The organism is Agrobacterium sp. SOY23 (genome assembly GCF_027212525.1).
Taxonomy (GTDB): domain Bacteria; phylum Pseudomonadota; class Alphaproteobacteria; order Rhizobiales; family Rhizobiaceae; genus Agrobacterium; species Agrobacterium tumefaciens_I.
Genome location: NZ_JAPWDT010000002.1, coordinates 486469 through 510788 on the forward strand (window position 1 = coordinate 486469; position 24320 = coordinate 510788).

The 24320-nt window shown below is 59.1% G+C and carries 24 protein-coding genes; 22 read left to right on the forward strand and 2 right to left on the reverse strand.

All coding sequences use genetic code 11. The features are described from left to right. The first annotated feature begins 19 nt into the window (after positions 1–19). The 16 genes from O3S81_RS07585 (at position 20) to O3S81_RS07660 (ending at position 14271) form a co-directional block, all read left to right on the forward strand. Positions 20–1297 carry a flagellar hook protein FlgE gene (locus O3S81_RS07585; RefSeq protein WP_269342009.1) on the forward strand — a complete coding sequence of 426 codons (1278 nt, stop codon included), beginning with the start codon at positions 20–22 and terminating at the stop codon, positions 1295–1297. A gap of 21 nt (positions 1298–1318) precedes the next feature. Continuing rightward, positions 1319–2797 carry a flagellar hook-associated protein FlgK gene (flgK, locus tag O3S81_RS07590; protein WP_269342011.1) on the forward strand — a complete coding sequence of 493 codons (1479 nt, stop codon included), beginning with the start codon at positions 1319–1321 and terminating at the stop codon, positions 2795–2797. 3 nt (positions 2798–2800) lie between these two features. After that, positions 2801–3898: a flagellar hook-associated family protein gene (locus tag O3S81_RS07595; RefSeq protein ID WP_269342012.1), complete on the forward strand. Its 1098-nt coding sequence runs from the start codon at positions 2801–2803 to the stop codon at positions 3896–3898. Positions 3899–3932: 34 nt separating this feature from the next. Then, positions 3933–4277 (forward strand): flagellar biosynthesis regulator FlaF, encoded by a 345-nt coding sequence (gene flaF / locus O3S81_RS07600; RefSeq protein ID WP_269342014.1) that lies wholly within the window; start codon positions 3933–3935, stop codon positions 4275–4277. Next, a complete protein-coding gene (flbT, locus tag O3S81_RS07605; protein WP_004432543.1) occupies positions 4274–4723 on the forward strand; it encodes a flagellar biosynthesis repressor FlbT in 450 nt (149 codons plus the stop codon). Before flaF ends, flbT begins: the two co-directional genes overlap by 4 nt. Continuing rightward, complete coding sequence (flgD, locus tag O3S81_RS07610; RefSeq protein ID WP_269342017.1) at positions 4714–5184, forward strand: flagellar hook assembly protein FlgD; 471 nt, start codon at positions 4714–4716, stop codon at positions 5182–5184. The genes flbT and flgD overlap by 10 nt, the downstream gene beginning before the upstream one ends. Positions 5185–5232: 48 nt before the next feature. Continuing rightward, positions 5233–5499, forward strand: a complete 267-nt coding sequence (locus O3S81_RS07615) for a flagellar biosynthetic protein FliQ (RefSeq protein WP_269342018.1) — start codon at positions 5233–5235, stop codon at positions 5497–5499. Positions 5500–5657: 158 nt separating this feature from the next. Further along, complete coding sequence (gene flhA, locus O3S81_RS07620) at positions 5658–7745, forward strand: flagellar biosynthesis protein FlhA (RefSeq protein ID WP_269342019.1); 2088 nt, start codon at positions 5658–5660, stop codon at positions 7743–7745. Then, entirely contained in the window at positions 7742–8497 is a 756-nt protein-coding gene (gene fliR, locus O3S81_RS07625) for a flagellar biosynthetic protein FliR (protein ID WP_269342021.1), read from the forward strand. Before flhA ends, fliR begins: the two co-directional genes overlap by 4 nt. 15 nt (positions 8498–8512) lie before the next feature. Next, a complete protein-coding gene (locus O3S81_RS07630; RefSeq protein ID WP_269342023.1) occupies positions 8513–8932 on the forward strand; it encodes a hypothetical protein in 420 nt (139 codons plus the stop codon). A gap of 113 nt (positions 8933–9045) precedes the next feature. Then, the gene (locus O3S81_RS07635) at positions 9046–9603 is read left to right on the forward strand and encodes a rod-binding protein (RefSeq protein ID WP_269342025.1); all 558 of its coding nucleotides are present in this window, start codon (positions 9046–9048) and stop codon (positions 9601–9603) included. A 29-nt stretch (positions 9604–9632) separates the two neighbouring features. Further along, positions 9633–10001, forward strand: a complete 369-nt coding sequence (locus tag O3S81_RS07640) for a hypothetical protein (RefSeq protein ID WP_269342027.1) — start codon at positions 9633–9635, stop codon at positions 9999–10001. Further along, the gene (locus tag O3S81_RS07645; RefSeq protein ID WP_269342029.1) at positions 10001–10540 is read left to right on the forward strand and encodes a flagellar basal body-associated FliL family protein; all 540 of its coding nucleotides are present in this window, start codon (positions 10001–10003) and stop codon (positions 10538–10540) included. Before O3S81_RS07640 ends, O3S81_RS07645 begins: the two co-directional genes overlap by 1 nt. A 188-nt stretch (positions 10541–10728) precedes the next feature. Beyond that, a complete protein-coding gene (locus O3S81_RS07650) occupies positions 10729–11403 on the forward strand; it encodes a WecB/TagA/CpsF family glycosyltransferase (RefSeq protein WP_331284186.1) in 675 nt (224 codons plus the stop codon). Positions 11404–11518: 115 nt separating this feature from the next. Next, the gene (locus O3S81_RS07655; RefSeq protein ID WP_269342032.1) at positions 11519–13294 is read left to right on the forward strand and encodes a GumC family protein; all 1776 of its coding nucleotides are present in this window, start codon (positions 11519–11521) and stop codon (positions 13292–13294) included. 77 nt (positions 13295–13371) lie between these two features. After that, positions 13372–14271: a bifunctional methylenetetrahydrofolate dehydrogenase/methenyltetrahydrofolate cyclohydrolase gene (locus tag O3S81_RS07660; RefSeq protein WP_269342033.1), complete on the forward strand. Its 900-nt coding sequence runs from the start codon at positions 13372–13374 to the stop codon at positions 14269–14271. A gap of 147 nt (positions 14272–14418) precedes the next feature. Here O3S81_RS07660 and O3S81_RS07665 read toward each other — a convergent pair whose 3' ends face one another. Beyond that, a complete protein-coding gene (locus O3S81_RS07665; RefSeq protein WP_269342034.1) occupies positions 14419–15444 on the reverse strand; it encodes a LacI family DNA-binding transcriptional regulator in 1026 nt (341 codons plus the stop codon). A gap of 277 nt (positions 15445–15721) precedes the next feature. Between O3S81_RS07665 and O3S81_RS07670 the strand changes: the two genes are divergently transcribed. From O3S81_RS07670 to O3S81_RS07695, 6 genes are all read left to right on the forward strand, one after another. Beyond that, complete coding sequence (locus O3S81_RS07670) at positions 15722–17083, forward strand: ABC transporter substrate-binding protein (RefSeq protein WP_269342035.1); 1362 nt, start codon at positions 15722–15724, stop codon at positions 17081–17083. 103 nt (positions 17084–17186) lie between these two features. Next, on the forward strand, positions 17187–18200 hold the full coding sequence (locus O3S81_RS07675) for a carbohydrate ABC transporter permease (RefSeq protein WP_269342036.1): 1014 nt from the start codon (positions 17187–17189) through the stop codon (positions 18198–18200). 1 nt (position 18201) lies between these two features. After that, a complete protein-coding gene (locus O3S81_RS07680) occupies positions 18202–19362 on the forward strand; it encodes a carbohydrate ABC transporter permease (protein ID WP_269342037.1) in 1161 nt (386 codons plus the stop codon). Positions 19363–19399: 37 nt separating this feature from the next. Next, positions 19400–21055 (forward strand): beta-galactosidase BglA, encoded by a 1656-nt coding sequence (bglA, locus tag O3S81_RS07685; RefSeq protein WP_269342038.1) that lies wholly within the window; start codon positions 19400–19402, stop codon positions 21053–21055. A gap of 20 nt (positions 21056–21075) precedes the next feature. After that, on the forward strand, positions 21076–22164 hold the full coding sequence (locus O3S81_RS07690) for an ABC transporter ATP-binding protein (RefSeq protein WP_269342039.1): 1089 nt from the start codon (positions 21076–21078) through the stop codon (positions 22162–22164). Positions 22165–22402: 238 nt separating this feature from the next. Next, complete coding sequence (locus O3S81_RS07695) at positions 22403–22759, forward strand: hypothetical protein (RefSeq protein ID WP_034501827.1); 357 nt, start codon at positions 22403–22405, stop codon at positions 22757–22759. A gap of 105 nt (positions 22760–22864) precedes the next feature. On the opposite strand, the gene O3S81_RS07700 is transcribed toward O3S81_RS07695, so the two are convergent. After that, positions 22865–24229 carry a metallophosphoesterase gene (locus tag O3S81_RS07700; protein WP_269342040.1) on the reverse strand — a complete coding sequence of 455 codons (1365 nt, stop codon included), beginning with the start codon at positions 24227–24229 and terminating at the stop codon, positions 22865–22867. Positions 24230–24320 lie beyond the last annotated feature (91 nt).

Below are 24320 nucleotides of genomic sequence, written 5' to 3' on the forward strand. Positions count from 1 at the left end.
TGACCACGAGGGTTTTTGAATGAGTATTTTCGGCACTATGCGAACCGGTGTGTCCGGCATGAATGCACAGGCGAACAAGCTGGGCACCGTGGGCGACAACATCGCCAACGCAAGCACCACCGGCTACAAGCGTGCATCGACGTCGTTCTCCTCGCTCGTTCTGCCCTCCTCGTCGGGCAGCTATGCTTCCGGCGGCGTGCAGTCCAACGTTCGCTACAGCATTTCGGAGCAGGGCAACCTCTCCTACACCACCTCGAGCACCGATCTTGCCATTCAGGGTAACGGTTTCTTCGTGGTCCAGGATGGTGCAGGCACGCCTTACCTCACGCGCGCCGGTTCCTTCGTGAAGAATGCGGAAGGCTACCTGGAAAACGCGGCCGGCTTCCAGCTGATGGGTTACCCCTACGGCTCCAACCCGCCGGCAGCTGTGGTCAACGGCTTTACCGGTCTTGAGGCGATCAACGTCAACAATTTCGGTCTGACGGCATCTCCCTCCACGCAGGGCAGCTTCCCCGCAAACCTCAATCGCGACGATAAGGCCGCGACGGCGCCGCTTCCGAGCACCAACTCCGCAACTGCGGCGTTCGGCAACAAGACGTCGTTGACGGCATTCGACAGTGGCGGTGCGAAGGTTCTCTACGATTTCTATTACACCAAGACGGGTGACAACACCTGGGAGGTGTCGGTCTATCGTCAGGATCAGTCGACCAATGGCGGTTTCCCTTATACGGCGACTGCACCGGCAACCCTTGTTAAGGAAACGGTGGATCTGGAGTTCGATCCCGCTACCAACAAGCTCACGACCGCATCCCCGAAATCGATCACCATCAATGACGACAACAGCGGCGTGGCGCAGGCGATCAATATCGACCTGTCGGAAATGACGCAGTTCTCCACGAAATTCACGCCCGGCACCGCGATCCTGGATGGCAACGGCCCGAGCCAGATCAAGGATGTCGAAATCGGCAAGGACGGTGTGGTGACGGCGGTTTATCAGGATGGCGGCCGTCGCAACATCTACCAGCTGGCTCTCGCCACGGTGCCGAGCGTCGACAATCTCAGCCCGCAGAACGGTAACGTCTACCTGCCCAGCAACGAGTCGGGTGTCGTCACCATCGGTTTCCCGCAGTCGGGAAGCTTTGGTTACGTTCAGAAGGGTGCGCTGGAGGGCTCGAATGTCGATATCGCCAGCGAACTTACCGACATGATTGAATCCCAGCGTATCTACACAGCGAATTCGAAGGTCTTCCAGACTGGGTCGGATTTGATGGACGTCCTGATCAATCTGAAGAGATAATATTCTCACGAGGACAGATGAATGTCGCTCACGTCAGCAATGAATACTGCGCAGTCGATTTTCAATAATACAGGTAAGCAGACGGACGTTACCTCGAAGAACATTGCCAATGTCGGCAATGCGAATTACGTCAAGCGAACCGCCATTCTCGGCACGACCATGGCCGGAGCGAGTATCGTCTCCAATGGCCGTGCCCAGAATGAAAGTCTTCTCAGGCAGACAATCTCCAGTTCTTCCCTCGCTTCGGGCCAGAAGACCGTTTTGACCGGTCTTGAGGAGATGAAGAGCATTTTCGGCGGGAATGACTACGAAAGTTCTCCTTCCACCTATATGAAGGAATTGCTCAAGAGCCTTGTTGGTTATGCAGCCAAGCCGAGCGATTCCGCTTTGGCCGCGACGGTGGTGACCGCCGCCACGGACGTTGCCAGTTCCCTGAACAAGGCTTCGGCCGAATTGCAGTCGATGCGCCTGCGCGCCGACAAGGAAATCACCCTTCAGGTCGACAAGCTGAATGATCTGCTTGCGAAATTTGAAGAGGCCAATAACGAGGTCAAGGCGCAGACGGCGATTGGCGGCGATCCGAGCGACGCCCTCGATCAGCGCGAAGCGCTTGTTAAGGACATCTCGTCCATTATCGGCGTCAATGCCGTCACGCGTCCAAACAATGATGTCGCGCTCTATACGACGGATGGTGCGACGCTGTTCGAGATCGTACCGCGCAAGGTGACCTTCAACCAGCAGCCGGGCTACGACGCGACGACGACCGGCAACGCAATTTATATCGATGGCGTGGCGCTCAAGGCGGGCACCGGCAGCAACACGACGGCGGAGGGTTCGCTTCAGGGCCTGATGCAGCTTCGTGACGATCTGGTGCCGACCATGCAAAGCCAGCTCGACGAGATCGCGCGCGGTCTGATCACCATGTTTGCGGAAAAGCCGGCTGATGCAACCGCTGGCCTGCCGAACATGCCGGGCCTGTTTACCTATGGCTCTCCCCCGGCGACGACCATTCCGGCGGATGGGGTTGTCTCTCCCGGGCTCGCCGCCAGCATTACCGTCAACCCGGCGTTAATTATTTCTAAAGGTGGCAATCCGGAATTGTTGCGTGATGGTGGTATCAACGGTACCGATTATATCATCAATAGCACGACTTCGGGCGGAACCGGTTTCTCCGCGCTGATCGACAGTTATGTCACTGCTTTCGACGCACCCATGAATTTTTCCGCGTCGACACGTATCGATACGAATACCAGCATCCTGAAATACGGCACCAACTCGATGGGGTGGCTCGAACAGGAACGTTCCGGTGCGACTTCGGCAAACGAGGCGAAAAGCGCGCTTTATGAGCGCTCGTCCACTTCCTATTCGAACAATACGGCGGTCAGCCTGGATGAGGAGCTCTCGCTGCTCATGGATATCGAACAATCTTACAAGGCGGCCACGAAGCTGGTGACGACAGTGGATGAAATGCTCAAGTCGCTGATGGACATGGTGAGGTAAACGATGAAAACGTCCTTCATTTCATCGCTGGCAATGCAGAACAGCATGCGCAGCACCATCCTCAAAGCCCAGCTTGAGATGACCAATCTCAATACGGAGCTGACGACGGGCAAACATGCGGATCTCGGCGTGACGCTGGGCGCCAATACGGCGCGCAGCCTCGATCTCAATCGCGATGTCGACCGTCTCCAGTCAAACATCACCATCAATGCATTCGCCACTCAGCGTCTTGAATCCTCTCAGGCCGCTCTGACGTCGATGGCGACGGCGGCTAACAAGATCCAGAGCGTCGTGTTGACCACCAACGGAGCGGAGGCCCCGACGACGGCGGTCGTGCTCCAGACCATTACCGACGCCTACAAGACCTTTACCGGTTTTGCCAATACGGCGGTCGGGGGTGAATACCTGTTTTCGGGTATCAATACCGATGTGCAGCCGGTCGATGACTATTTTGCAGAAGGATCGACGCTGAAAACGGCCTATGATGCCGAGTTGAACGCTTTCCTCGCGACGGCCGGTGTGTCCAAGCCCTCGGACCTGACCAAGGACCAGGTCAGCGCATTCATGACGCATATCGAGGGTGTCTTTAACGGCACCACCACCGTGACGAACCCGCCGCATACCGGCCTGGACGGCACCCAGAATTACGATTTCTGGACGACTTTCGGTTCCAAGGCGAGCGACACGAACATGACGAGCCGCGTCAGCCAGAATGAGGTGGTGCAAAGTTCGACGAACAGCAATTCCCAGGGAATGCGCTATTTCGCAATGACGGCTGTCACCGCCATGACTTTTCTCGACAGCAGCGTGAGCAGTGAGATTCGCGCCATGGTGGCTTCGCAGTCCGGCACGAATATCGGTAAGGCCATTGACGGCCTGAACCAGCAGGCGAGTAGCCTCGGCCTTTCCCAGGAACGCGTCAAGAAGTCGAACGACTCCCTGGCAGCGCAGAAAAAGATCATCGAAACGCATCTGCTGGATATTGAGGGGATCGATACTTACGAGGCGAAGACCCGTCTCGATCTGCTGCAGCAGCAGATCGAAATCGCATACAGCCTCACGTCGCGTCTGCAAAAAATGAGTCTGGTGAACTACCTCTGATGAACAGGGGTGGCGGCAGATAAAGGATACATGAATGTACCAGTTTTCCTACGCCGAAATCATGGAGGATGGTGTCGCAAACGCGAAAGATCGCGAGCGACAGGCGTTGAACAAATCGATCGAACTGCTTGTGGAGGCAAAGGATAGCTCTTCCCAGCGCCATACGATCGAAGCACTTTTTTACACTCGGCGGGTCTGGATCCGCTTCATTGAGGACCTCAAGCAGCCGGATAACCAGCTGGCCATGGAGCTGAGGGCCAATCTGATCTCGATCGCGATCTGGATTTTGAAAGAGTGCGAACTGATCCGGAAACGTCAGTCGACGAATTTCCAGGGCATAATTGACGTGACAACCATCATCAGGGATGGACTGAAATGAAAAGTACACTTCGAATTTCGCTGAAATCGGGCGAAAAGATTTTCATCAACGGCGCGGTTCTGCGTGTGGATCGCAAGGTCGCGCTCGAATTCCTGAACGATGTCACCTTCCTGCTCGAAAACCACGTTCTGCAGCCCGATCAGGCGACGACGCCGCTCCGGCAGCTTTATTTCATCGCGCAGATGATCCTCATCAACCCGGAAGGGCGCGAGCAGTCCACCAACATGTTCCGCAAGTCGGTGAGCATGCTGCTGAACTGCTTCCAGCATGACGAGGTTCTGGCGGAACTCAAGCGGATCGACGGCCTGGTCGCCTCCGGCAAGGCTTTCGAAGCGCTGAAGGCCATTCGTGGTCTTTATCCGATCGAGGAAAAGATCCTCAACAATCAGGAAATGACCCCGGCAACGATCGAACAGATTCGCAAGGAGATCGCACCATGGCGGTAGATGCAGTCAACTCGGCAACCGCTAACCCCTGGGCCAATGCCGGTGCGAGCAGCAGTGACAAGAATGCGGCCTCGCTGAACTATGACAGCTTCCTGAAGCTCCTCATCGCCCAGATGAAGAACCAGGATCCGACCAGCCCGATGGATGCGGGCCAGCAGATGTCGCAGCTCGCGAGCTTCTCGCAGGTCGAGCAGACGATCAAGACCAACACCCACCTGAAGAGCATGCTGCAGGCGGAAGCCCTGACACGCGCGTCTGATCTTGTCGGCAAGACCGTCATGAGCGCCGACGACAAGGTTACCGGTGTGGTGAAGGAAGTCGAAGTCTATTCGGACGGCGTCATCGCCATCACCGAAGCTGGTGACAAGGTGCTGCTGCAGGCCGGTGTCACCTTCTCCAACGGCCCGATCAAGAGTACATCTGGTAACGGAACCGATTCGAACAACTCGGCCGGTTCGTGAATATGAAGAGGCGGCATCACGCCGCCTTTCAGGAATAAGGATGCGACGATGAACGAGGCCGATGCGCTTGATATCATGCAGGCGGCAGTCTGGACCGTTCTCGTCGCGGCCGGTCCGGCGGTTCTCGCCGCCATGATCGTCGGTGTCGCCATTGCCTTCATTCAGGCCCTGACCCAGGTTCAGGAAATGACGCTGACCTTCGTTCCCAAGATCGTCACGATCATGATTGTTCTCGGTGTCGCCGCCCCCTTCGTGGGCGCGCAGATATCGCTTTTCTCCAATCTCGTCTTTTCCCGCATCCAATCCGGCTTCTGACGCCGTTTCCTCGATATGCCACCCTCGCGCAAGCTTCAGCGGCTAGGGATAGGCTGAAGCATCGGACCGACTTGCGTGAGCGATTGTCGAAAGCCGATGCCGTGGAACCGTGCGGCGGCTTTCCGTCGCCCTTCTCATGAAGAGACAGGACGAATTTTATGGCGCAACCACCAGTCATTTCCCTGCCCAAGGTCAGTCCGAGCACGCGTGATATCGGCTTTGCACTGGGCATCGTGGCGATCCTCTGCGTCCTCTTCCTGCCTATTCCGGTCATGCTGGTCGATATCGGCCTGGCGTTCTCGATCGCGCTCTCGGTCCTCATCCTCATGGTGGCGCTCTGGATCCAGCGGCCGCTGGATTTCTCGTCTTTCCCGACCGTGCTGCTGATCGCGACCATGATCCGCCTGTCACTGAACATTGCGACGACACGCGTCATCCTGTCCCACGGCAATGAGGGGCCGACGGCGGCCGGCGGCGTGATTGCCGGCTTTTCCAGCCTCGTCATGTCCGGGGATTTCGTGATCGGTCTGATCGTCTTCCTGATCCTGATCACCGTCAACTTCATCGTCATCACCAAGGGTGCGACGCGTATCGCCGAAGTCGGCGCGCGCTTCACCCTCGATGCCATTCCCGGCAAGCAGATGTCGATCGATGCGGATCTGTCCGCCGGCATCATCGACGAAAAGGAAGCGCAGCGCCGCCGCCGGGAGCTGGAAGAGGAAAGCTCCTTCTTCGGTTCGATGGACGGTGCTTCGAAGTTCGTGCGCGGCGACGCGATCGCCGGCCTCATCATCACCGCGATCAACGTCTTCGGCGGCATCATCATCGGTTATTTCCGCCATGGCATGCCGATCGGCGAAGCGGCTGATGTTTTCGTCAAGCTTTCGGTCGGTGACGGTATCGTTTCGCAGATCCCGGCCCTGATCGTATCGTTGGCAGCCGGCCTTCTGGTGTCGCGCGGCGGCACGGCCGGTTCGACCGATCAGGCGGTGGTCAACCAGCTGAGCGGTTATCCGCGCGCGCTGATGGTTTCGGCCATGCTGATGGGTCTGCTCGCCATCATTCCGGGCCTTCCGTTCCTGCCCTTCATCTTCCTTGGCGGCATCATGGCCTTCGGCAGCTGGTATATTCCGCGCCAGGCGGAGGCCGAAAGTGCGCTTCGCCGTCAGGAAGAAGAGAACAAGGTTCTCCAGACTACCGAGGCGGAAAAGGACTCGGTCAAGCAGGTGCTGAAGACGGCCGAGATCGAGCTGGCGCTCGGCAAGCAGGTCTCGACCCGCCTGCTCGGCGCGCATCAGGAACTGGCCTTTCGCGTCGGCAAGATGCGCAAGAAATTCGCGGCCCAATACGGCTTTGTGGTGCCGGAGATCAAGGTCTCCGACGACATCATGATCCAGGAGAAGGCTTATCAGATCCGCGTCCACGGCACGACGATCGCGTCGAGCAACCTGCGCGTCGGCGATGTTCTGGTCGTGACCGGGGCAGGGCGCAAACCGAGCATTCCGGGCGACGAAATCCGCGAACCCGCCTTCGGCATGCCCGCCGTCTCGATCCTCGAAACCTTCACCGAGGATCTGAAACGCGAAGGTTTCCACCCGATCGACAACGTCTCGGTGGTGCTGACGCATCTGAGTGAAGTCATCCGCAACAACCTGCCGCAGCTCCTGTCCTACAAGGACGTCAAGATCCTCATCGACAGGCTCGATCCCGAATACAAGAAACTCGCCGATGAAATCTGCTCGTCGCATATGTCCTATTCCGGCCTGCAGGCGGTGCTGAAGCTGCTGCTTGCCGAGCGCGTATCGATCCGCAACCTGCATCTCATTCTCGAAGCGGTTGCCGAACTCGCACCGCATGTGCGCAAGACGGAACAGATCGTCGAACATGTTCGGGTGCGCATGTCGCAGCAGCTCTGTGGCGATCTGGCGGATAATGGCGTGCTGCGCGTCCTGCGCCTCGGCAACAAGTGGGACATGGTGTTCCATCAGGCGCTGAAGCGCGACCAGAAGGGCGAAATCGTCGAATTCGATATCGATCCCCGCCATCTCGAGGAATTTTCCGAGCAGGCGTCCAAAGTTATCCGTGAATTCATGGATCGTGGCCTGCCCTTTGTCCTTGTAACCTCGCCGGAAACGCGGTCCTATGTGCGCATGATTATCGAGCGACTCTTTGCGACCCTGCCGGTTCTTTCGCATGTGGAACTTGCCAAGGGTCTGGAGATCAAGATTCTGGGCGCCATTTCATGATAACCGACCCGCAAGGGACAATTATCGCATTGTTCCTTGCCGTTTGCCGCATCGGCGCCTGTTTCATGACCATGCCGGGCTTTTCCAGCTCGCGCATTTCGCCGCAGATCCGCATGTTGCTCTGTGTGGCGGTGTCCATGGCGCTGCTGCCCGTCTTGTGGGACACGATCTATCCGAAGGTTTCTGGCGCAAGCCAGGGCACCGTTGTCGGCCTTATCTTCACCGAGATCCTCATCGGCGCCATGTATGGGCTGATAGCACGGTTCTATACGCTCGGCTTTCAGTTCACCGGCTCGCTCATCGGCGCTTCCATCGGCCTCAGCGCGCCGGGTGGGGCCGATGTCATCGAAGACGTGCAGGAAAACCAGATATCCAATTTCATCACCTTTGGCGGCCTGCTGGTGCTGTTCATGCTGGATTTTCACCATATCGTCCTGAAGGCGCTGGTGGATTCCTACAGCGCCACGCCGGTCGGCGCGCTTATCAGCAGCCAGAAGATGCTGATTACGCTGACCGATACGCTACGGGCGTCCTTTTCGATCATGCTGCGGCTGGCGAGCCCCTTCGTGATCTACGGCCTGATGTTCAACGTCGCCGTCGGCCTCATAAACAAGCTCGCGCCGCAGATTCCCGTCTATTTTATCTCGACGCCCTTCGTTCTCGCGGGCGGTCTTTTCATGCTCTATTTGTCGGTCGCGGCCCTCATCCGGCAATTCGTGGATGGTTTCGGCCCGGTCTTCATCGGCTTTTGATCTGGAGAAAACGCGATGGCTTCGGACAAGCGCTCCGCCAAGCTCAAACGTCTGGTCACCGTCCAGCGGCACATGGAAAAAATGGCCGAGGTGGAATTGGCCGACACCACCCGCACCCGGAGCGAGGTGGCGCAATCCATGGAGAGCACGCTCGAGGCCATGAGTTCGATGGAGCCTGTGCATCAGACGTTCTCCCGGCATTATTCGGATCGTTATGGCCGCCTCGTCGTCCAGGACCGCCAGCTGGCCGGTGTGCAGCAGTTTCAGGAAAACAAGGTGCTGAAGGAAAAGACCAAGGCCGACAGGCTGGAGGACCGGATGCATATTGCCCGCGATCTCGAGGATCGCGAGGCCGATGATAATGCAATCTATGATTTGTTAGAAATTACGAATGTTTCCCACACACCAGCCTCCAGCAAGGTTGGCGATCCATAGTCTATCCCATTGTTGCATCGCGGACGTTTTGAAGGCGTCTTCGGCGATGTTTCTTGATTGAACGAACGCGCCGGTTTTCGTCCGGTACGTTCGTCAGCTCGGGAGTTCGGGACGTGGCGATATCGGTTATAAGCGATCTGGTGATGGATGTGGTTCGCGCGGCGGACCCCCAGGAAGTACAGGTCGCCCAGGAAAAACTGAAGGCGAACAAGGCGGCTTTCGCGGCCACCAGCCTTGCCGATGCCGGCAAGGGCTTCGGTGCCGCTGTCGATATGCTGGATGGCGCTTCCTCGAAGGCCGGCCTTGGCGACACGAATATTCGTGCGCACCGTACCGAAATTCCCGAAACATACCGTAAATATGAAGCCTCGGTGCTCCAGACCTTCGTTGCCAACATGCTGCCGAAAGACAGCGAGGAAGTATATGGCAAGGGTAATGCCGGCGAGATCTGGAAAAGCATGATGGCGGAACAGTTTGCCGATACGATTTCCAGAAATGGCGGCGTCGGCATTGCGGAGCAGGCTTACAAGGATGCGCTGCGGAAAGCCGAAAGCAAAGGCATTACCGACGTATCGATGAATGACAAAGACCATAATGCTGCAATTCGGATGGTGGCGGAGTTCGAGCGGCAGGTCCTCGGCGTTTCCAATGATAAAACGGACGAGGCTTGAGAATGAAAAACCCTAACGAGGAGACAAGCATGGACCTTATGTCGAACGACCACCGTATCCAATCCGTTCTCGGCCGCCTTGAGATGATCATCGACAATGAGAACGACAATATCGGTAAGGACCCGCAGTTCGACTTCAAGGTCTCCAACGCCCACAAGAGCCGTTGCCTTTATGAGCTGACGATGCTGGTCCGCGATACGCCGCGCGAGGAAATCGCCGCCGGTTACATGGATCAGGTCAAGGGCATCAAGTCCAAGCTCGCCACCAATGCCAGCCGCGTCGAAGCGCATCTGAATGCGGTTCGCGCTGTTGCCGATCTGCTCAAGAGCGCGATCCAGGAGGCCGATACGGACGGCACCTATTCGCAGGAACAGTTCCTTTACGGCGCAGCCTCCTGATGTTGAAGCTTCTTCTCACCGGCGTCTGGGTTTGCGCCGTCACGCTCGGCGCGGTGTATTTCTCCGTCCAGATGGCGACGGCGCCTTCGCCGGATGAGGCGGGAGCGAAAAAGGCCAATCTGCAGCTGGTCAAGGGCGAAAGCATCACCATTCCCGTCATCAATGATGGCGGGGTTAACGGTTATTTCCTCAGCCGGATTTCGCTGCGTGTCGACAAGGACAAGATGGCGAAGATCGAGCTGCCTGCAACGCAGCTGATGACCGATGAATTGTTCACGCTTCTGGCGGGTTCTTCCATGGTCAACATCGCCAATATTTCCACCTTCGATCCCGAAGCCTTCAAGCAGCGTATCCGTGAGGGGCTGAACAAGCGGCTCAACGACGAGGTGGTTGAGGATGTGCTGATCGAGCAGCTCGATTATCTGTCGAAAGCCGACATTCGCGAGCAGAACGGTAACGGCACGCCCCGCTCGGTCAAGCTTGTCGAGGGCGAGAAGGCCGAAGCCGGAAAAGAGGCGGCTGCGGCGCCAAGCCACTGACGGCGGGCTTTAGCGGCACAAAAGCGTGCCACCCTGCTGGTTAATCGTCTCTTTCGACCTCCCGGAGCATTTGAGAGATTGCTTTCAAGCTAAATTCAACCTGCACCTGTATAACAAACCCATGAACCACCGTTTCGCAGGTCATGCGTGAGATCGGTGGTGATGGGTATGCATTTGGGGGTTGGCAAATGGGGTTCGCGTCAGGTTTTGCGCGGTCGGGGTCGCAGCGGAATATCCACGGATTGGGCGTCTGTGATCTTGAATGGAATGGCGCGCTGGAACTGGTTTCCGGCAAGGCTTCGGCCTGTGAAGGGCACACCATGCTCTCCTTTCTCACCATCGAGAAGGCGAAGCTTTCCCTGAAGGACAACGCCTATCGGCAAATTCTGGAAAGCTGCCTGCTCCTGCCGCAGGGCAAGGGAATGAAGGCCGCGGCACGGGCAGAACATGGCGAACCTCTGCCCGCCACCATCGACGGCGTTGCCTTCGTCATGGCGCTTCTGACCTATATGGCGGTGCCGAAACGCATCGGCGTTGCCGGAGATGATGCGGTACAGATCGGCGAGGTGCTTGCCCGGCTGCGTGCGCATGCACCCTGGCACGATTTCGTCATGCTGAACCGGGATGCATCGGGCGTTAAGGTGGATGTTCTGCTGGCCGGAATGCTGAAGGAAAATCAGGAAAAATGGCTGCACCGCACCGTCAGCCATGAGGATGCGCGTGTTACCATCGCGGTCGGCCCATTGTTCAAGGTCCTGTCGTCCGAAGTGGCCGGCATGCCGGAGATTTTCCGCAAGCTGCATATGAGCTGGCTTTACAGCCTTTGCGCCGAACCCTGGCACATCGCACTCGGCAAGAGCTGAAACCAGGCCTGCCAAGCCTCGCGTTAACCATTTGTTTGCCACGATCCTTTAACCTCTCGTAAGGTTTTGACAGTCGCCCGTTGCGGGCGGCACCGAGGGCGGCAGACGGCTTCAGATGGTTGATGACAATCCGGATATGATGGCGATCCGCCCCGAGGGGGATGATGTCGCCGCGCCCTCGTCGCAATGGCGCAGGCATTGTCTGCGGCTCCTGACGGCAGGCTGCGTCGCGGCGGCAACGCTTGCGGGTGCTGCCATTCCGTTGTTCCTCATTGATTCTGGTTTTCGCGGTTATGTTTCGCAGGCCCGGATCGAGGTTACCCAGACCGCTTATGATGCCCCGGATGCGACCCGTTTTCTGGCGATGGCGCGGCGGACCCTGCTTTCGCCCTCCGGGCTTGAGCGGGTAACCGCCGATCTGAAGCTGAAACCCGCCGATATGGTCGGTGTTCGCAATCAGGGTGAGCTTGGCCTGCTTCTCGATCTCCTGACCGGTGGACATGCGCGCGTGGTCTCCCCGCGTGAGGCGCTGAACGGCGCCGTGGGCGATGCGATCCGGCTGGAACTGACCCCCGACGAAAATATGCTGATCGTGACCGCCAAGGCGGCGACGCCTGAAATGGCGATGCGGCTGACGGACTATCTTTCGATGCGCGTGATGGCGGATGGCAAGGCCGGCACGATGACGCCCGCCATGCGCGAGACGGAGAGAGCACGGAAGAAGCTGGACGAGGCGGAAGCCGCCGTAAATGGTTTCCAGATGCGTCATGGCGATGCCGTGATGACCGAAGCGCAGCAGCTCGAACAGCAATTGCGTGACGTAAACGACAGTCTGGCGCGCGCCACCCGGCAGCAACAATCTCTCCAGGCCGATCTGGCTGCCGCCTCAGCTCTGAAGCCGAATGACGTGTATTCCAAACCACTGCCGGCCGGCACGGCATTTTCGGCGCTTGAGGATGTCAGGCAGAAACAGGCGAGTGCCAGCATGGCGCTTGCCGGTGTTTCGGTGGATTACGGCCCGAAACATCCCCGCCGCATCGCCGCCCAGAATGCAATGGATGCCGTGCAGGCGCTGGCCGCCCCCGCATTGCGCCAGTTGCTTGACGGGCTGCGGGCGGATGAAAAGCGCGTCAATCAGGAGATCGCCACCGTCACTGGCGAGCAGAAGACATATCTCGACCGCCTGAATGCCCTCGGTGTCGCGCCCGGTGAATTCTCCAGATTGCAGGCTGAGCTGGAAACGGCGCGAAATACCTATCTGGAGGCCAGCGAACGCCGCGACCTGACCGTCTCGGCAACGCCCGCCATTGAAACCCGCCTGGCCAGGAAGGCAGCACCCGGCGAATTGTCCCGGGACCTGACGCAGGCCGCGATGCTGGCGGGCGGCGGTGCGCTGATCGGCCTGTTGAGCAGCCTCTACCTCCTCAGCTATCGTCGCCATGACGAGGAAGAAGAGGCGGAAGCGGTATTGGCCGTCGAAACCACCGAGGAACCGCTCTCCCCCGCTGTCGCGCCGGAATTTTCAGAATTCGAGCCCATCGAGCCAGCCGTATTTGACGATCTCTCGCCGCTTGCCGCGGAGGCGGATGTCGAAGCGGCGGCGGAGGAAGACAGCTTTGCCGATTATTACGGCGAGGCCGCAAATGACGCTGACGATATGCCGCTGGACGAGCGTGTGCGGCAGGTTCTGATGGGCAATCGCACCGTCAGAACGGCCGATCCCGCCGCATCAGCACTGCCACCGCTGCTGGCTGAAGCCCTTGCCGGACGCTTCGATCACGCCGAGGCCGAAGCCGAGGAGCTGATGGAATTGCGACGGGAATTGGCGTTCCTGAGAGAGCGTCTCGCCGATTACGCCGATCGCCGCGAAGACTACCGCAAAACAGCCTGAAAACGCCGCATTTTAGCTTGCATTCCTGCGAAGGGGGCACCATACGGAGCCTACGTAACCCAGCAGGAGCAGGACGCATGGCAGTTGTGATTGACGGGAAGGCGAAGGCAGCTTCGGTAACGGAGGCGGTCCGCAAATCGGCAGAAGCGCTGGAGGCGGAAAAGGGCGTGAAGCCCGGTCTGGCGGTTGTCATCGTCGGAAATGATCCGGCCAGCCATGCTTACGTGAACTCCAAGAGCAAGATGGCGAAGCAATGCGGTTTCAACTCCATCCAGCACACGCTGCCGGAAGAAACCACTCAAGCTGACCTCCTGAAGCTGGTTGGCGAAATGAACGCCGATGCGTCCATCCACGGCATTCTGGTGCAGCTGCCCCTGCCGAAACATTTCAATTCGGATGAGATCATCCAGTCGATCCTGCCCGAGAAGGATGTCGACGGTCTCAGCGTCTTGAATGCCGGCAAGCTGGCAACCGGCGATCTCGCCACTGGCCTCATCTCCTGCACACCCGCCGGTGCCATGCTGCTTGTGCGCGGCATTCACGGTGACGACCTTTCCGGCCTCAATGCCGTTGTCATCGGCCGCTCCAACCTCTTCGGCAAGCCCATGGGCCAGCTTCTGTTGAATGCCAATGCCACGGTGACCATGGCGCATTCGCGCACCAGGGATCTCGCCACCGTCTGCAAGACGGCCGATATTCTCGTTGCGGCAGTCGGCCGCGCGGCGATGGTGAAGGGCGACTGGGTAAAGCCGGGCGCAACCGTCATCGATGTCGGCATCAACCGTATTCCTGCTCCCGAAAAGGGCGAAGGCAAGTCGAAGCTGGTTGGCGATGTCGCCTTTGACGAGGCAAGCGCCGTTGCTGCCGCCATTACCCCCGTGCCCGGCGGTGTCGGCCCGATGACGATCGCCATGCTGATGGCCAACACCGTCATCGCCGCCTATCGCGCTCAGGGGCTGACGGCTCCGAAGTTTTAAGAGTCGTAGACAGCAAAAAGGGGATACTTCTCCTCATTCCTGTGACGAGCACAGGAATGAGAGTGGAGGGGGCGCTCAAGCGAGAAACGCCTTGTGCCAGCGATGTGTCCGGCTTCAGCCGCAGCACATGCATCAAGACCATCCGCCTTACGCCTTCGGAGCTGGCCCCGTCGAAGCGCGCACCACCAGTTCCGCCTTCCAGAGTTCCTGATGGGGTTCCGTCTGGTTAAGCTTGATGCGATTGATCAGGCGCTGGCCCACGCGCACCCCCGCTGCCCTGAGTGATGAGCGAGTGGTGGTCAGCGGCACCGAAAAATTATCGGGCTTCAAAAGTGGCAGCACGTCGTCATGGGCGATCAGCGAGATATCCCTGCCGGGTTTCAGGCCCCGCTGGTTGAGTGACCGGATCGCACCTAGTGCCAGCGCGGTACTGGCGCAGAGAATGGCGGTCGGTGTTTCCGGGTGTGACAGCAGAGCCTCCATGCCGAGATACCCTTCCTCATCCGTCATGCTGCTGTGCCGTTTATTCTCAGGGTGCAGGGAAAGCCCATTGGCCGCCAGCGCCTTTTCCACCCCGAGACAGCGCCGGTAGGTGAAATCATAACCTTCCGGGCCATTCAGCAGCCCGATGCGCGTATGGCCAAGCTGCAGGAGAAGCTGGGTCGCATCGCGGAAGGCGCCTTCATTATCCACGTCGAGATAAGGGTAATCCTCCTCCACGCCGACGGAGCGGCCATGCACGAGGAAGGGCAGGGAGAGCGACTGCATCATGGCGATGCGTGGGTCGTTGTTCTTCATGTAGGCGAGATAGATGCCGTCGACGCTGCCGCTCGCCGCCAGTCCCCGCAGGGCCTCGCGCTCCTTTTCCGGTTCTGTCGGCATGATGACGAGGTGAAAGCCGCTGCGCGAGGCTTCCTCACCCAGCCCGCTCAGGAATTCACCGAAATGCACGTCGGAGCGATGGTGTTCACCAATCGGCATCACAAGACCGATGGAACCGACCTTGCCCGTTGCCAGCCGCTGTGCCGCGGCATTCGGGCGATAACCGGTCTTTTCGGCCGCCTCCATGACGCGGCGGCGGGTTTCCGCGCTGACCTCCGGATAGCCGTTGAGCGCCCGGCTGATGGTCGTCTGCGAAATCCCCAGCAGTTGCGACAACTGTTTCAGGTTCATGTCTGTCATTTCCTCCATGCGTGCGCTCGGGAAAAGGCCAAAAGCCGCTCCTCACATTCCCAAAGCGCTTTAGATTTTTATCAGCCCCATGCGCTTTTCTCAATCGAAAATGATAGCCGCCTTCCGAAATAAATATGACTATTCCCAAGGCCCTGCAACGTTTCCGCAGAAAGAGCCTCTTGACTCGGTCTCGATGACAATGAGATGAATAGGCAGCCAAAGCGCTTTGATTGAGAGAGGACGCTTTGAGCCTTTTATGTGATGGGAGGTAAATCACATGCGGAAGACTCTTTTGGCGACGGCGGCCTCGATGGTGCTGCTGTCGGGTTCGGCCTTTGCTGCCGATCTGAAATTCGCACCCGGCGCAGATGCCAAGTTCAACTGGAAAAGTTACGAGGACTTCAAGGCGGCCCATGCCGACCTGAAAGGTCAGACACTGACGATTTTCGGCCCCTGGCGCGGTGAGGATGAGGCGCTGTTCCAGTCGGTGCTCGCCTATTTCGCTGATGCGACCGGCGTGAATGTCCGTTATTCCTCGTCGGAAAATTACGAGCAGCAGATCGTTATCGACACGCAGGCGGGTTCGCCGCCCAATATCGCCATTCTGCCGCAGCCCGGCCTTCTGGCCGATCTGGCCGCCAAGGGTTTCCTTGTGCCGCTCGGCGATACGACCGCCAGCTGGGTCAAGGAAAATTACGGCGCGGGCCAGTCCTGGGTCGATCTCGGCAGCTACAAGGGCAAGGATGGCAACAAGGCCTATTTCGCGTTCCCCTTCAAGGCGGACGTGAAGTCGCTCGTCTGGTACGTGCCTGAGAACTTCGAGGAAGCGGGCTATAAAGTGCCCGAGAGCATGGAAGACCTGTTCAAGCTGACCGACCAGATCGTCGCCGATGGCGGCACACCCTGGTGCATCGGCCTCGGTTCGGGCGGCGCCACCGGCTGGCCGGCCACCGACTGGGTGGAAGATCTGATGCTGCGCACGCAGCCGCTGGACGTCTACCAGAAGTGGACGACCAACGAAGTCAAGTTCACCGATCCGGCCGTGGTTGCGGCGATCAACGAGTTCGGCAAATTTGCCAAGAACGAGAAATATGTGAGCGGTGGTGTTGCGGCCGTGGCCTCCACCGACTTCCGCGACAGCCCGAAGGGCCTCTTCGACATTCCGCCGAAGTGCTACCTGCATCATCAGGCGTCTTTCGTGCCGTCCTTCTTCCCGGAAGGCACCAAGGTGGGTACGGATGTGGATTTCTTCTACATGCCGACCTATGCCTCAAAGCCTGAACTCGGCAAGCCGGTTCTGGGCGCCGGCACGCTCGTCACCATCACCAAGGAAGCGCCGGCTGCCAAGGCATTCGTCGAATTCCTGCAGACCCCGATCGCCCATGAAGTGTGGATGGCGCAGTCCAGCTTCCTGACGCCGTATAAGGGCGTGAATGTCGACACCTATGCCAACGAGCAGATGAAGCGCCAGGGCGAAATCCTGACGACCGCGACGACCTTCGGTTTTGATGGTTCCGACCTGATGCCCGGCAAGATCGGTGCCGGCGCATTCTGGACCGGCATGATCGATTTCGTCGGTGGCAAATCCGCCGATCAGGTCGCCACCGACATCCAGAAGGCCTGGGACGGCCTGAAGTAACGGCATGTAGATCAGGCCCGGCTTCCGGCCGGGCCCATTTACCAAGGGAAGGGCCGACGACCGCATAAATCAGCGCGGCGCGGAGAGGATCAAGGGAGGGAACATGGCTCAACAACTCGTGTCTGCCATAGGCGTCATGGTGGCGGGCGTTTTTGCCTGCGCTGCCTATTATTGGCTATCCGACAAGGTGCTGCAGGCGATCTTTCCCGTCCGCTCGGGAGACGTCATTCACGCATCCCGCAACCTCAACCGCCGCGCCGCCGTCCGGCCATGGTTGTTCATCGGCCCGGCGCTGATCCTTCTGCTCGTTTATCTGGTCTATCCCGTCATCGCCACGCTGATCCTGTCTTTCTATGACCGGACGGGCAGCGAGTTTGTTGGCCTTGCCAATTATCGCTGGGCGTTTTTCGATGCCGGTTTCCGCCAGTCGATCTTCAACAACATTCTCTGGCTGGCCGTCGTGCCGGCTGCCTGCACCTTCTTCGGCCTCGTCATCGCCGTCATGACGGACCGTATCTGGTGGGGCAACATCGCCAAATCCATCGTCTTCATGCCGATGGCGATCTCCTTCGTCGGCGCTTCCGTCATCTGGAAGTTCATCTACGAGTACCGCGCCGAGGGCCAGGTGCAGATCGGCCTGCTGAATGCCGTCGTCGAGTTTTTCGGCGGCAATCCCGAGGTCTGGATTTCCATGCCCTTCTGGAACAACTTCTTCCTGATGGTCATCCTCATCTGGATTCAGACCGGCTTTGCCATGGTCATCCTCTCTGCTGCGCTGCGCGGCATTCCGGAAGAAACCATCGAGGCGGCCGTGATCGACGGAGCAAACGGCTGGCAGATCTTCTGGAAGATCATGGTCCCGCAAATCTGGGGCACCATTGCCGTCGTCTGGACGACGATCACCATCCTCGTGCTCAAGGTCTTCGATATCGTGCTGACCATGACCAACGGCCAATGGAACACCATGGTTCTCGCCAATCTCATGTTCGACTGGATGTTCCGCGGCGGTGGCGACAGCGGCCGAAGTGCGGTCATCGCGCTCATCATCATGGCGGCCGTCACGCCGATCATGGTCTGGAACATCCGCCAGGCGAACCGCGAGATGGAGGGCCGCTGAGATGAATATCGTCAAACGCCTTCGCCGCGTCGGCCTGCCGCGCCTCATCGTCCATGCCAGCGTCCTGGTCGTCGTGCTTCTCTGGCTCTTGCCCACGCTCGGCATTCTCGTCAGCTCGCTGCGCGACAAGGACCAGATCACCGTTTCCGGCTGGTGGACGGCCTTTTCGAGCTCCGAACAGACGGCGGCGGTTCGCCTCGCCGATGCCTCCGTGCAGAAGCAGGACGGCAGCCGTTATGTCATATCAGGCAATGTTTTTGAAAACGGCGCCGGCGGAAAGGTATCCGCCTTCGGCGTGCGTGTTCAGGAACCCAGGGCCTTCAACGCCGGGGAACCTGCCGATATCGGCGATGGCGAAACCCTGCTCGTCAATACGGACGGCACTTACGAATATAGCAGGGCTTCCAGCTTCGAGGGTTCGCGCGGCAAACGCGTCTACATCTCCGTCGCGACGCCGCCCGTCTTTACGCTCGACAATTACCGTACGGTTCTGACCTCGGAAGGCATCGGCCAGTCCTTTGTCAACTCGCTGACGGTGGCCGTGCCCGCAACCGTTATCCCCATCCTCATCGCCGCCTTTGCCGCCTATGCCCTGTCATGGATGAACTTCTCCGGCCGCAATCTGCTGATTGCCATGGTGGTGGGCCTCATCGTCGTGCCGTTGCAGATGTCGCTGATCCCGCTTCTGCGGCTGTATAACGAAATCGGCACGATCTTCGGCGTGCCGTCCAAGACCTATGCCGGCATCTGGCTGGCGCATACCGCCTTCGGCCTGCCGCTCGCCATCTATCTGCTGCGCAACTACATTTCCGGCCTGCCGAAAGAGATCATCGAGAGTGCCCGTGTGGATGGCGCAAGCGATTTCGAAATCTTCGTCAAGATCATCCTGCCGCTCTCTTTCCCGGCGCTCGCCTCCTTCGCCATCTTCCAGTTCCTGTGGACCTGGAACGACCTGCTCGTCGCCATGGTCTTCCTCGGCACGCAGAAGGACGAGCTGGTGCTGACCGGTGCCTTGAACGCGCTGCTCGGTTCGCGCGGCGGCAACTGGGAAATCCTCACCGCCTCGGCCTTCGTCACCATCGTCGTGCCGCTCTGCGTCTTCTTCGCTCTTCAACGTTATCTCGTGCGTGGCCTGCTCGCGGGCTCCGTCAAGGGAGGCTGATCATTCCATGAACGCCCATACCAGACAGGACACTTCCATGACCGCTTCGGTGACTTCCGCTTTGACGCCCAACAAGGACTGGTGGCGCGGCGCTGTTATCTATCAGATCTACCCGCGCTCCTATCAGGACTCCAATGGCGACGGCATCGGCGACCTCAAGGGCATCACCGACCGGCTGGCGCATATTGCCGGTCTCGGTGCCGATGCGATCTGGATTTCGCCGTTCTTCACCTCGCCGATGAAGGATTTCGGTTACGACGTCTCGAATTATGTCGATGTCGATCCGATGTTCGGCACGCTCGCCGATTTCGACGGGCTGATCGCCGAAGCCCATCGTCTCGGCATCCGCGTCATGATCGATCTCGTCATGTCGCACACCTCCGACCAGCATCCGTGGTTCGTGGAAAGCCGTGCCAGCCGCAACAATGCAAAATCGGACTGGTATGTCTGGTCTGACGGCAAGCCGGATGGCACGCCGCCCAATAACTGGTTGTCGATCTTTGGCGGTCCGGGCTGGCAGTGGGACCCGACCCGCATGCAATATTACATGCACAACTTCCTGACCTCGCAGCCGGACCTCAACCTGCATAATCCGGAAGTGCAGGAAGAGCTGCTGAACATCACCCGTTTCTGGCTGAAGCGCGGCGTTGATGGTTTCCGCCTCGACACCATCAACTTCTATTTCCATGATCTGGAATTGCGCGACAACCCGGCGCTTGCACCGGAACGCCGCAACGCCTCCACGGCTCCTGCGGTCAATCCCTATAACTTCCAGGAACATCTCTACGACAAGAACCGCCCCGAAAACATCGCCTTCCTGAAGCGCTTCCGCGCCGTGCTGGACGAGTTCCCTGACATCGCCGCCGTCGGCGAAGTGGGCGATAGCCAGCGCGGTCTCGAAATCGTTGGCGAATATACGTCCGGCGATGACAAGATGCAGATGTGCTACGCCTTCGAATTCCTCGCACCCGACGCGCTCACCCCGCAGCGTGTAGCCGATGTGCAGGCGGATTTCGCGCGCGCCGCGCCGGAAGGCTGGGCCTGCTGGGCTTTCTCCAACCACGATGTCGTGCGCCATGTCAGCCGCTGGGGCGAGCATGTCGAGGACAAGGACGCCTTCGCCAAGGTGCTTTCGGCACTCCTGATGACGCAGCGTGGTTCCGTCTGCATCTATGAGGGCGAAGAACTCGGCCTCACCGAAGCCGATATCGCGTTCGAGGATCTGCAGGATCCCTATGGCATCCAGTTCTGGCCGGAATTCAAGGGCCGCGACGGTTGCCGCACGCCGATGGTGTGGGATGCAGGCCATGCGCAGGCCGGTTTCTCGACTTCGGACAAGACCTGGCTGCCCATCCCTGCCGAACACAAGCAGCGTGCCGTCAGCGCCCAGCAGGGCAATGAGGCGTCCGTGCTGGAGCATTACCGCCGCTTCCTCGCTTTCCGCAGGCAGCATCCGGCTTTCGCCAAGGGCGGCATCGAATTCCAGCCGGTTGAGGGCGAGGTGCTGAGCTATACCCGCAAGCTCGGCAACGAAACCGTACTGTGCCTCTTCAACCTGTCGGCAACGCCGGCAAAAGCCACGCTGCCGGAAGGGAACTGGGAGGTTCTCGAAGGCCACGGCTTTGCAAGCGGCCTTGAGGGCAGAAGCGTAGAACTTCCGGCATGGGGCGCTTTCTTCGCCCGTTACGCCTGACAGAACAGGGAGGAACACCCATGACAAGTCTCGTTCTCAAGGATATCCGCAAATCCTACGGGCAGGTGAAGGTCCTGCACGGCATCGATCTTGCGATTGAACAGGGCGAATTCATCGTTTTCGTTGGCCCGTCCGGCTGCGGAAAATCGACACTTCTGCGCATGATCGCCGGTCTGGAGGAGATCACCGGCGGTGAGATGTTCATTGACGGCCAGCTCGTCAATGAAATCCCGCCCTCGCGCCGGGGCATTGCCATGGTGTTCCAGTCCTATGCGCTTTATCCGCACATGACGGTTTACGACAACATGGCCTTCGGCATGAAGATCGCCAGGGAAAGCAAGCAGGAGATCGACCGCCGCGTTCGCGCCGCCGCCGAAATTCTGCAACTGACACAATATCTGGAACGTCTGCCCAAGGCACTCTCCGGTGGCCAGCGCCAGCGTGTCGCCATCGGCCGCGCCATCTGCCGCAATCCCAAGGTCTTCCTGTTCGATGAGCCGCTGTCGAACCTTGACGCTGCCCTGCGTGTCGCCACCCGCATCGAGATCGCCAAGCTCAACGAGCAGATGGCCGATACGACGATGATCTACGTTACCCACGATCAGGTGGAGGCGATGACGCTGGCGGATCGTATCGTGGTTTTGAATGCGGGCCGTGTGGAACAGGTTGGCCCGCCGCTCGAACTCTACGAAAGACCCGCCAATCTCTTCGTGGCGCGTTTTATCGGTTCGCCCGCCATGAACATCATCTCGGCGAAGATCGTCGGAACCGGCGAACGCACGTCGATCGAGCTGGCTGGCGGCAAGACGTTGGCCGTCAATGTTCCGACGCCTGCCACCGAACAGGGCAAGGCTGCAAGCTTCGGGGTCCGGCCGGAGGATCTGAGCATCGCCACGGGTGACGACTATCTTTTTGAAGGAAAAGTGTCGATCGTCGAAGCTCTGGGTGAAGTGACGCTGCTTTATCTCGAAGCGCCGAAGGGTCAGGAGCCCATCATCGTCAAGGCGCCGGGCATCGTTTCCGTCGGCAAGGGCGAAACCCTCAGATTTGCCGCGCCGCAGGAAAAGCTTCACCTCTTCGACGCTGCGGGCAAGACCTACCGCCCATAACGACTGCGATCTTAAAAATATGCCCCGGAACATCCTTGTTCCGGGGTTTTTCGGGCCCTTTTACCCTTGTGGAAAAACGCCGAAAATGTCCCGCTTCCGGCCTGTTTAAGACAACTCTGATATGAATTGTTAAAGACTATGGCCTAGTCTCGATGCATTGAGAGAGCATGGGAGTCCGGGCGTGCAGAGCAGTGCGGGTGTCATCAGGAACAATTACCTGAGCAAGGAAGAATCCTTCATGTATGACCGCGAAGGCCGGTTCCGCATGGAAGATACCATGAATGCGGCACGCATCGAATATACCGAAAAGGCCGTCATGCACATGGCGGCGCGCCGCTGCGACGTCATCCGCATTTCCCAGACCGAAGCGGTGCTGGCGCTGCTGACGAAATATAACCTGCCCAACCAGTTTTACCTCGATATTCCCGACGCCCGCATCACCAAGATCGGCTGCGTCATGTTGCGCGTCAACGCCAACAATACGATCCACGTCCGCTTCCTGCGCATGCTGACGCAGAAGGAACTGGACCGCATCTTCGTGTTCAGCACGCATCCGGCGCACAAGGACCGGAAGCTGGATATCCGGTCATTCTGACCATCTGTGGATCGGCAAAATGATCTGACAGGATCAGTGCGTCGTCCATATGTCCATCATGCGTCTGCCGCTACTGGATTGAGCTGTGCACCCGAAATCGCAGGCTTAAGAAAGTCCGCCCAGAACAGTCTGCTTCAACTTCACATCCGCCACCTCGGTGAAGGTCAGGTCGGCACGGCCGAAATAGGATTTCTGGTTGGTGGCTGACCAGTCGTTGCAGACCAGCTTGTAGCGCTCTTTCTTTTCCGGCTTTTCCGGCATGGCGTAGAGATAGTCGCCGGTGCGGGCGGCGAGTGGGATGTCGCCATCCTGGTTGCATCGCTTGAGGATCTGGACGAGCGCCTCACCGTCCACTTCCGTTACCATAAGCTTGCCGTCGAAACGCAGCGAAGCGTTGAAATCATAGCGGCGAATATCGCCCTCGGGCAGGCCGGCGCCGAAGGAGGTGTGGCCGACGAAGCCGACATCCGCGCCGGTTTTTGCGGCGATGAGTTGCGCCACATGGCGGCCTGCCTCATCGACGGTCATCGCCTTGGCGGACTTGCCGACGATTGCCCGCTCTTCGGCGGTGAGGTGCTTTTCCAGCGTCTGCTCGATCAGGCTCTTGAGGGCCGGGGAGGCGGGAGCGCTGCGATCGATGGCGACAGTCTCGATGGCAGCGGCCTTGCCGGGACCGGCGATCGTCGCCACCGTCATGGAGGTGCACCAGGAGCCGGTATGGACATAACGCGTCGCGCCCTGTTCATGCACGAAGTTCAGGTGATCGTGGCCGCCCACCAGCAGCGTACCGTCCGGCAGCAGCGGCAGGATATCGCGGTCGGCGACGACACCGGCGTGGCTCAGAACGATGCTGATCGCATCCGTCTTGACGATCCCCGGCAGATTGGCCTTTGCCCATTCGACCGGCTGCGGAATGTCGAGCATTTCTCGCGTTGCCTTCGGATAGGTATTGATCGCATTGGTGGCGAGGCCCGCCAGAACGACCTTCCGGTCGCCGGCGTTCACCTCGGCACTGGCTGGCGCATAGGGTTTTCCGCTGCGCTTGTCGATGATGTTGGAAAGCACGGTGACGCCGAGCGCCTGGGCGCGGGTAACAAAATTGGCGAGGTCGTTATCGATATCCGGCTCATGATTGCCGATATTGATGACGGTGGGGGCGAGCTTCGCGAGCGCCGAGAGGAATGTCCACTCGATTTCGCCGGCAGAACGTGCGGCCACTGCATTGCCGATCTCGAACAGGTCGCCGTTCAGCAGAATGATATGGGGTGCCTTGTCGGCGGCGATACGGGTTTCTATTGCCGCGAGAAGCTGGCCGATGCGCTCATAGGCGGAATGCAGGTCGGAGATGACGATTGCCCGCAGGGCCACGTCCTGTGCCATAACCGGCGTTGCCGCCACCAGCAGCGGCAGCATGGCGGTGCCGGCCATAAGCTTCAGCACATCACGGCGTTTGCTTGAGAAAATCGTCATGTTCTATGCCCCATCATCCGAAACTATGCCGCCGTCCCCCGGCCGATCGAAGAAGGCCCTAAAGGGAGATCATCACAGCCGCATGACAAGT

What these genes read in the sequence shown, in the direction of transcription:
- O3S81_RS07585 (WP_269342009.1), top strand. Translation starts at nt 20, where the DNA reads ATGAGTATTTTCGGCACTATGCGAACCGGTGTGTCCGGCATGAATGCA.
- flgK (WP_269342011.1), top strand. Translation starts at nt 1,319, where the DNA reads ATGTCGCTCACGTCAGCAATGAATACTGCGCAGTCGATTTTCAATAAT.
- O3S81_RS07595 (WP_269342012.1), top strand. Translation starts at nt 2,801, where the DNA reads ATGAAAACGTCCTTCATTTCATCGCTGGCAATGCAGAACAGCATGCGC.
- flaF (WP_269342014.1), top strand. Translation starts at nt 3,933, where the DNA reads ATGTACCAGTTTTCCTACGCCGAAATCATGGAGGATGGTGTCGCAAAC.
- flbT (WP_004432543.1), top strand. Translation starts at nt 4,274, where the DNA reads ATGAAAAGTACACTTCGAATTTCGCTGAAATCGGGCGAAAAGATTTTC.
- flgD (WP_269342017.1), top strand. Translation starts at nt 4,714, where the DNA reads ATGGCGGTAGATGCAGTCAACTCGGCAACCGCTAACCCCTGGGCCAAT.
- O3S81_RS07615 (WP_269342018.1), top strand. Translation starts at nt 5,233, where the DNA reads ATGAACGAGGCCGATGCGCTTGATATCATGCAGGCGGCAGTCTGGACC.
- flhA (WP_269342019.1), top strand. Translation starts at nt 5,658, where the DNA reads ATGGCGCAACCACCAGTCATTTCCCTGCCCAAGGTCAGTCCGAGCACG.
- fliR (WP_269342021.1), top strand. Translation starts at nt 7,742, where the DNA reads ATGATAACCGACCCGCAAGGGACAATTATCGCATTGTTCCTTGCCGTT.
- O3S81_RS07630 (WP_269342023.1), top strand. Translation starts at nt 8,513, where the DNA reads ATGGCTTCGGACAAGCGCTCCGCCAAGCTCAAACGTCTGGTCACCGTC.
- O3S81_RS07640 (WP_269342027.1), top strand. Translation starts at nt 9,633, where the DNA reads ATGGACCTTATGTCGAACGACCACCGTATCCAATCCGTTCTCGGCCGC.
- O3S81_RS07645 (WP_269342029.1), top strand. Translation starts at nt 10,001, where the DNA reads ATGTTGAAGCTTCTTCTCACCGGCGTCTGGGTTTGCGCCGTCACGCTC.
- O3S81_RS07650 (WP_331284186.1), top strand. Translation starts at nt 10,729, where the DNA reads ATGGGGTTCGCGTCAGGTTTTGCGCGGTCGGGGTCGCAGCGGAATATC.
- O3S81_RS07655 (WP_269342032.1), top strand. Translation starts at nt 11,519, where the DNA reads ATGGTTGATGACAATCCGGATATGATGGCGATCCGCCCCGAGGGGGAT.
- O3S81_RS07660 (WP_269342033.1), top strand. Translation starts at nt 13,372, where the DNA reads ATGGCAGTTGTGATTGACGGGAAGGCGAAGGCAGCTTCGGTAACGGAG.
- O3S81_RS07665 (WP_269342034.1), bottom strand. Translation starts at nt 15,444, where the DNA reads ATGAACCTGAAACAGTTGTCGCAACTGCTGGGGATTTCGCAGACGACC.
- O3S81_RS07670 (WP_269342035.1), top strand. Translation starts at nt 15,722, where the DNA reads ATGCGGAAGACTCTTTTGGCGACGGCGGCCTCGATGGTGCTGCTGTCG.
- O3S81_RS07675 (WP_269342036.1), top strand. Translation starts at nt 17,187, where the DNA reads ATGGCTCAACAACTCGTGTCTGCCATAGGCGTCATGGTGGCGGGCGTT.
- O3S81_RS07680 (WP_269342037.1), top strand. Translation starts at nt 18,202, where the DNA reads ATGAATATCGTCAAACGCCTTCGCCGCGTCGGCCTGCCGCGCCTCATC.
- bglA (WP_269342038.1), top strand. Translation starts at nt 19,400, where the DNA reads ATGACCGCTTCGGTGACTTCCGCTTTGACGCCCAACAAGGACTGGTGG.
- O3S81_RS07690 (WP_269342039.1), top strand. Translation starts at nt 21,076, where the DNA reads ATGACAAGTCTCGTTCTCAAGGATATCCGCAAATCCTACGGGCAGGTG.
- O3S81_RS07695 (WP_034501827.1), top strand. Translation starts at nt 22,403, where the DNA reads ATGTATGACCGCGAAGGCCGGTTCCGCATGGAAGATACCATGAATGCG.
- O3S81_RS07700 (WP_269342040.1), bottom strand. Translation starts at nt 24,229, where the DNA reads ATGACGATTTTCTCAAGCAAACGCCGTGATGTGCTGAAGCTTATGGCC.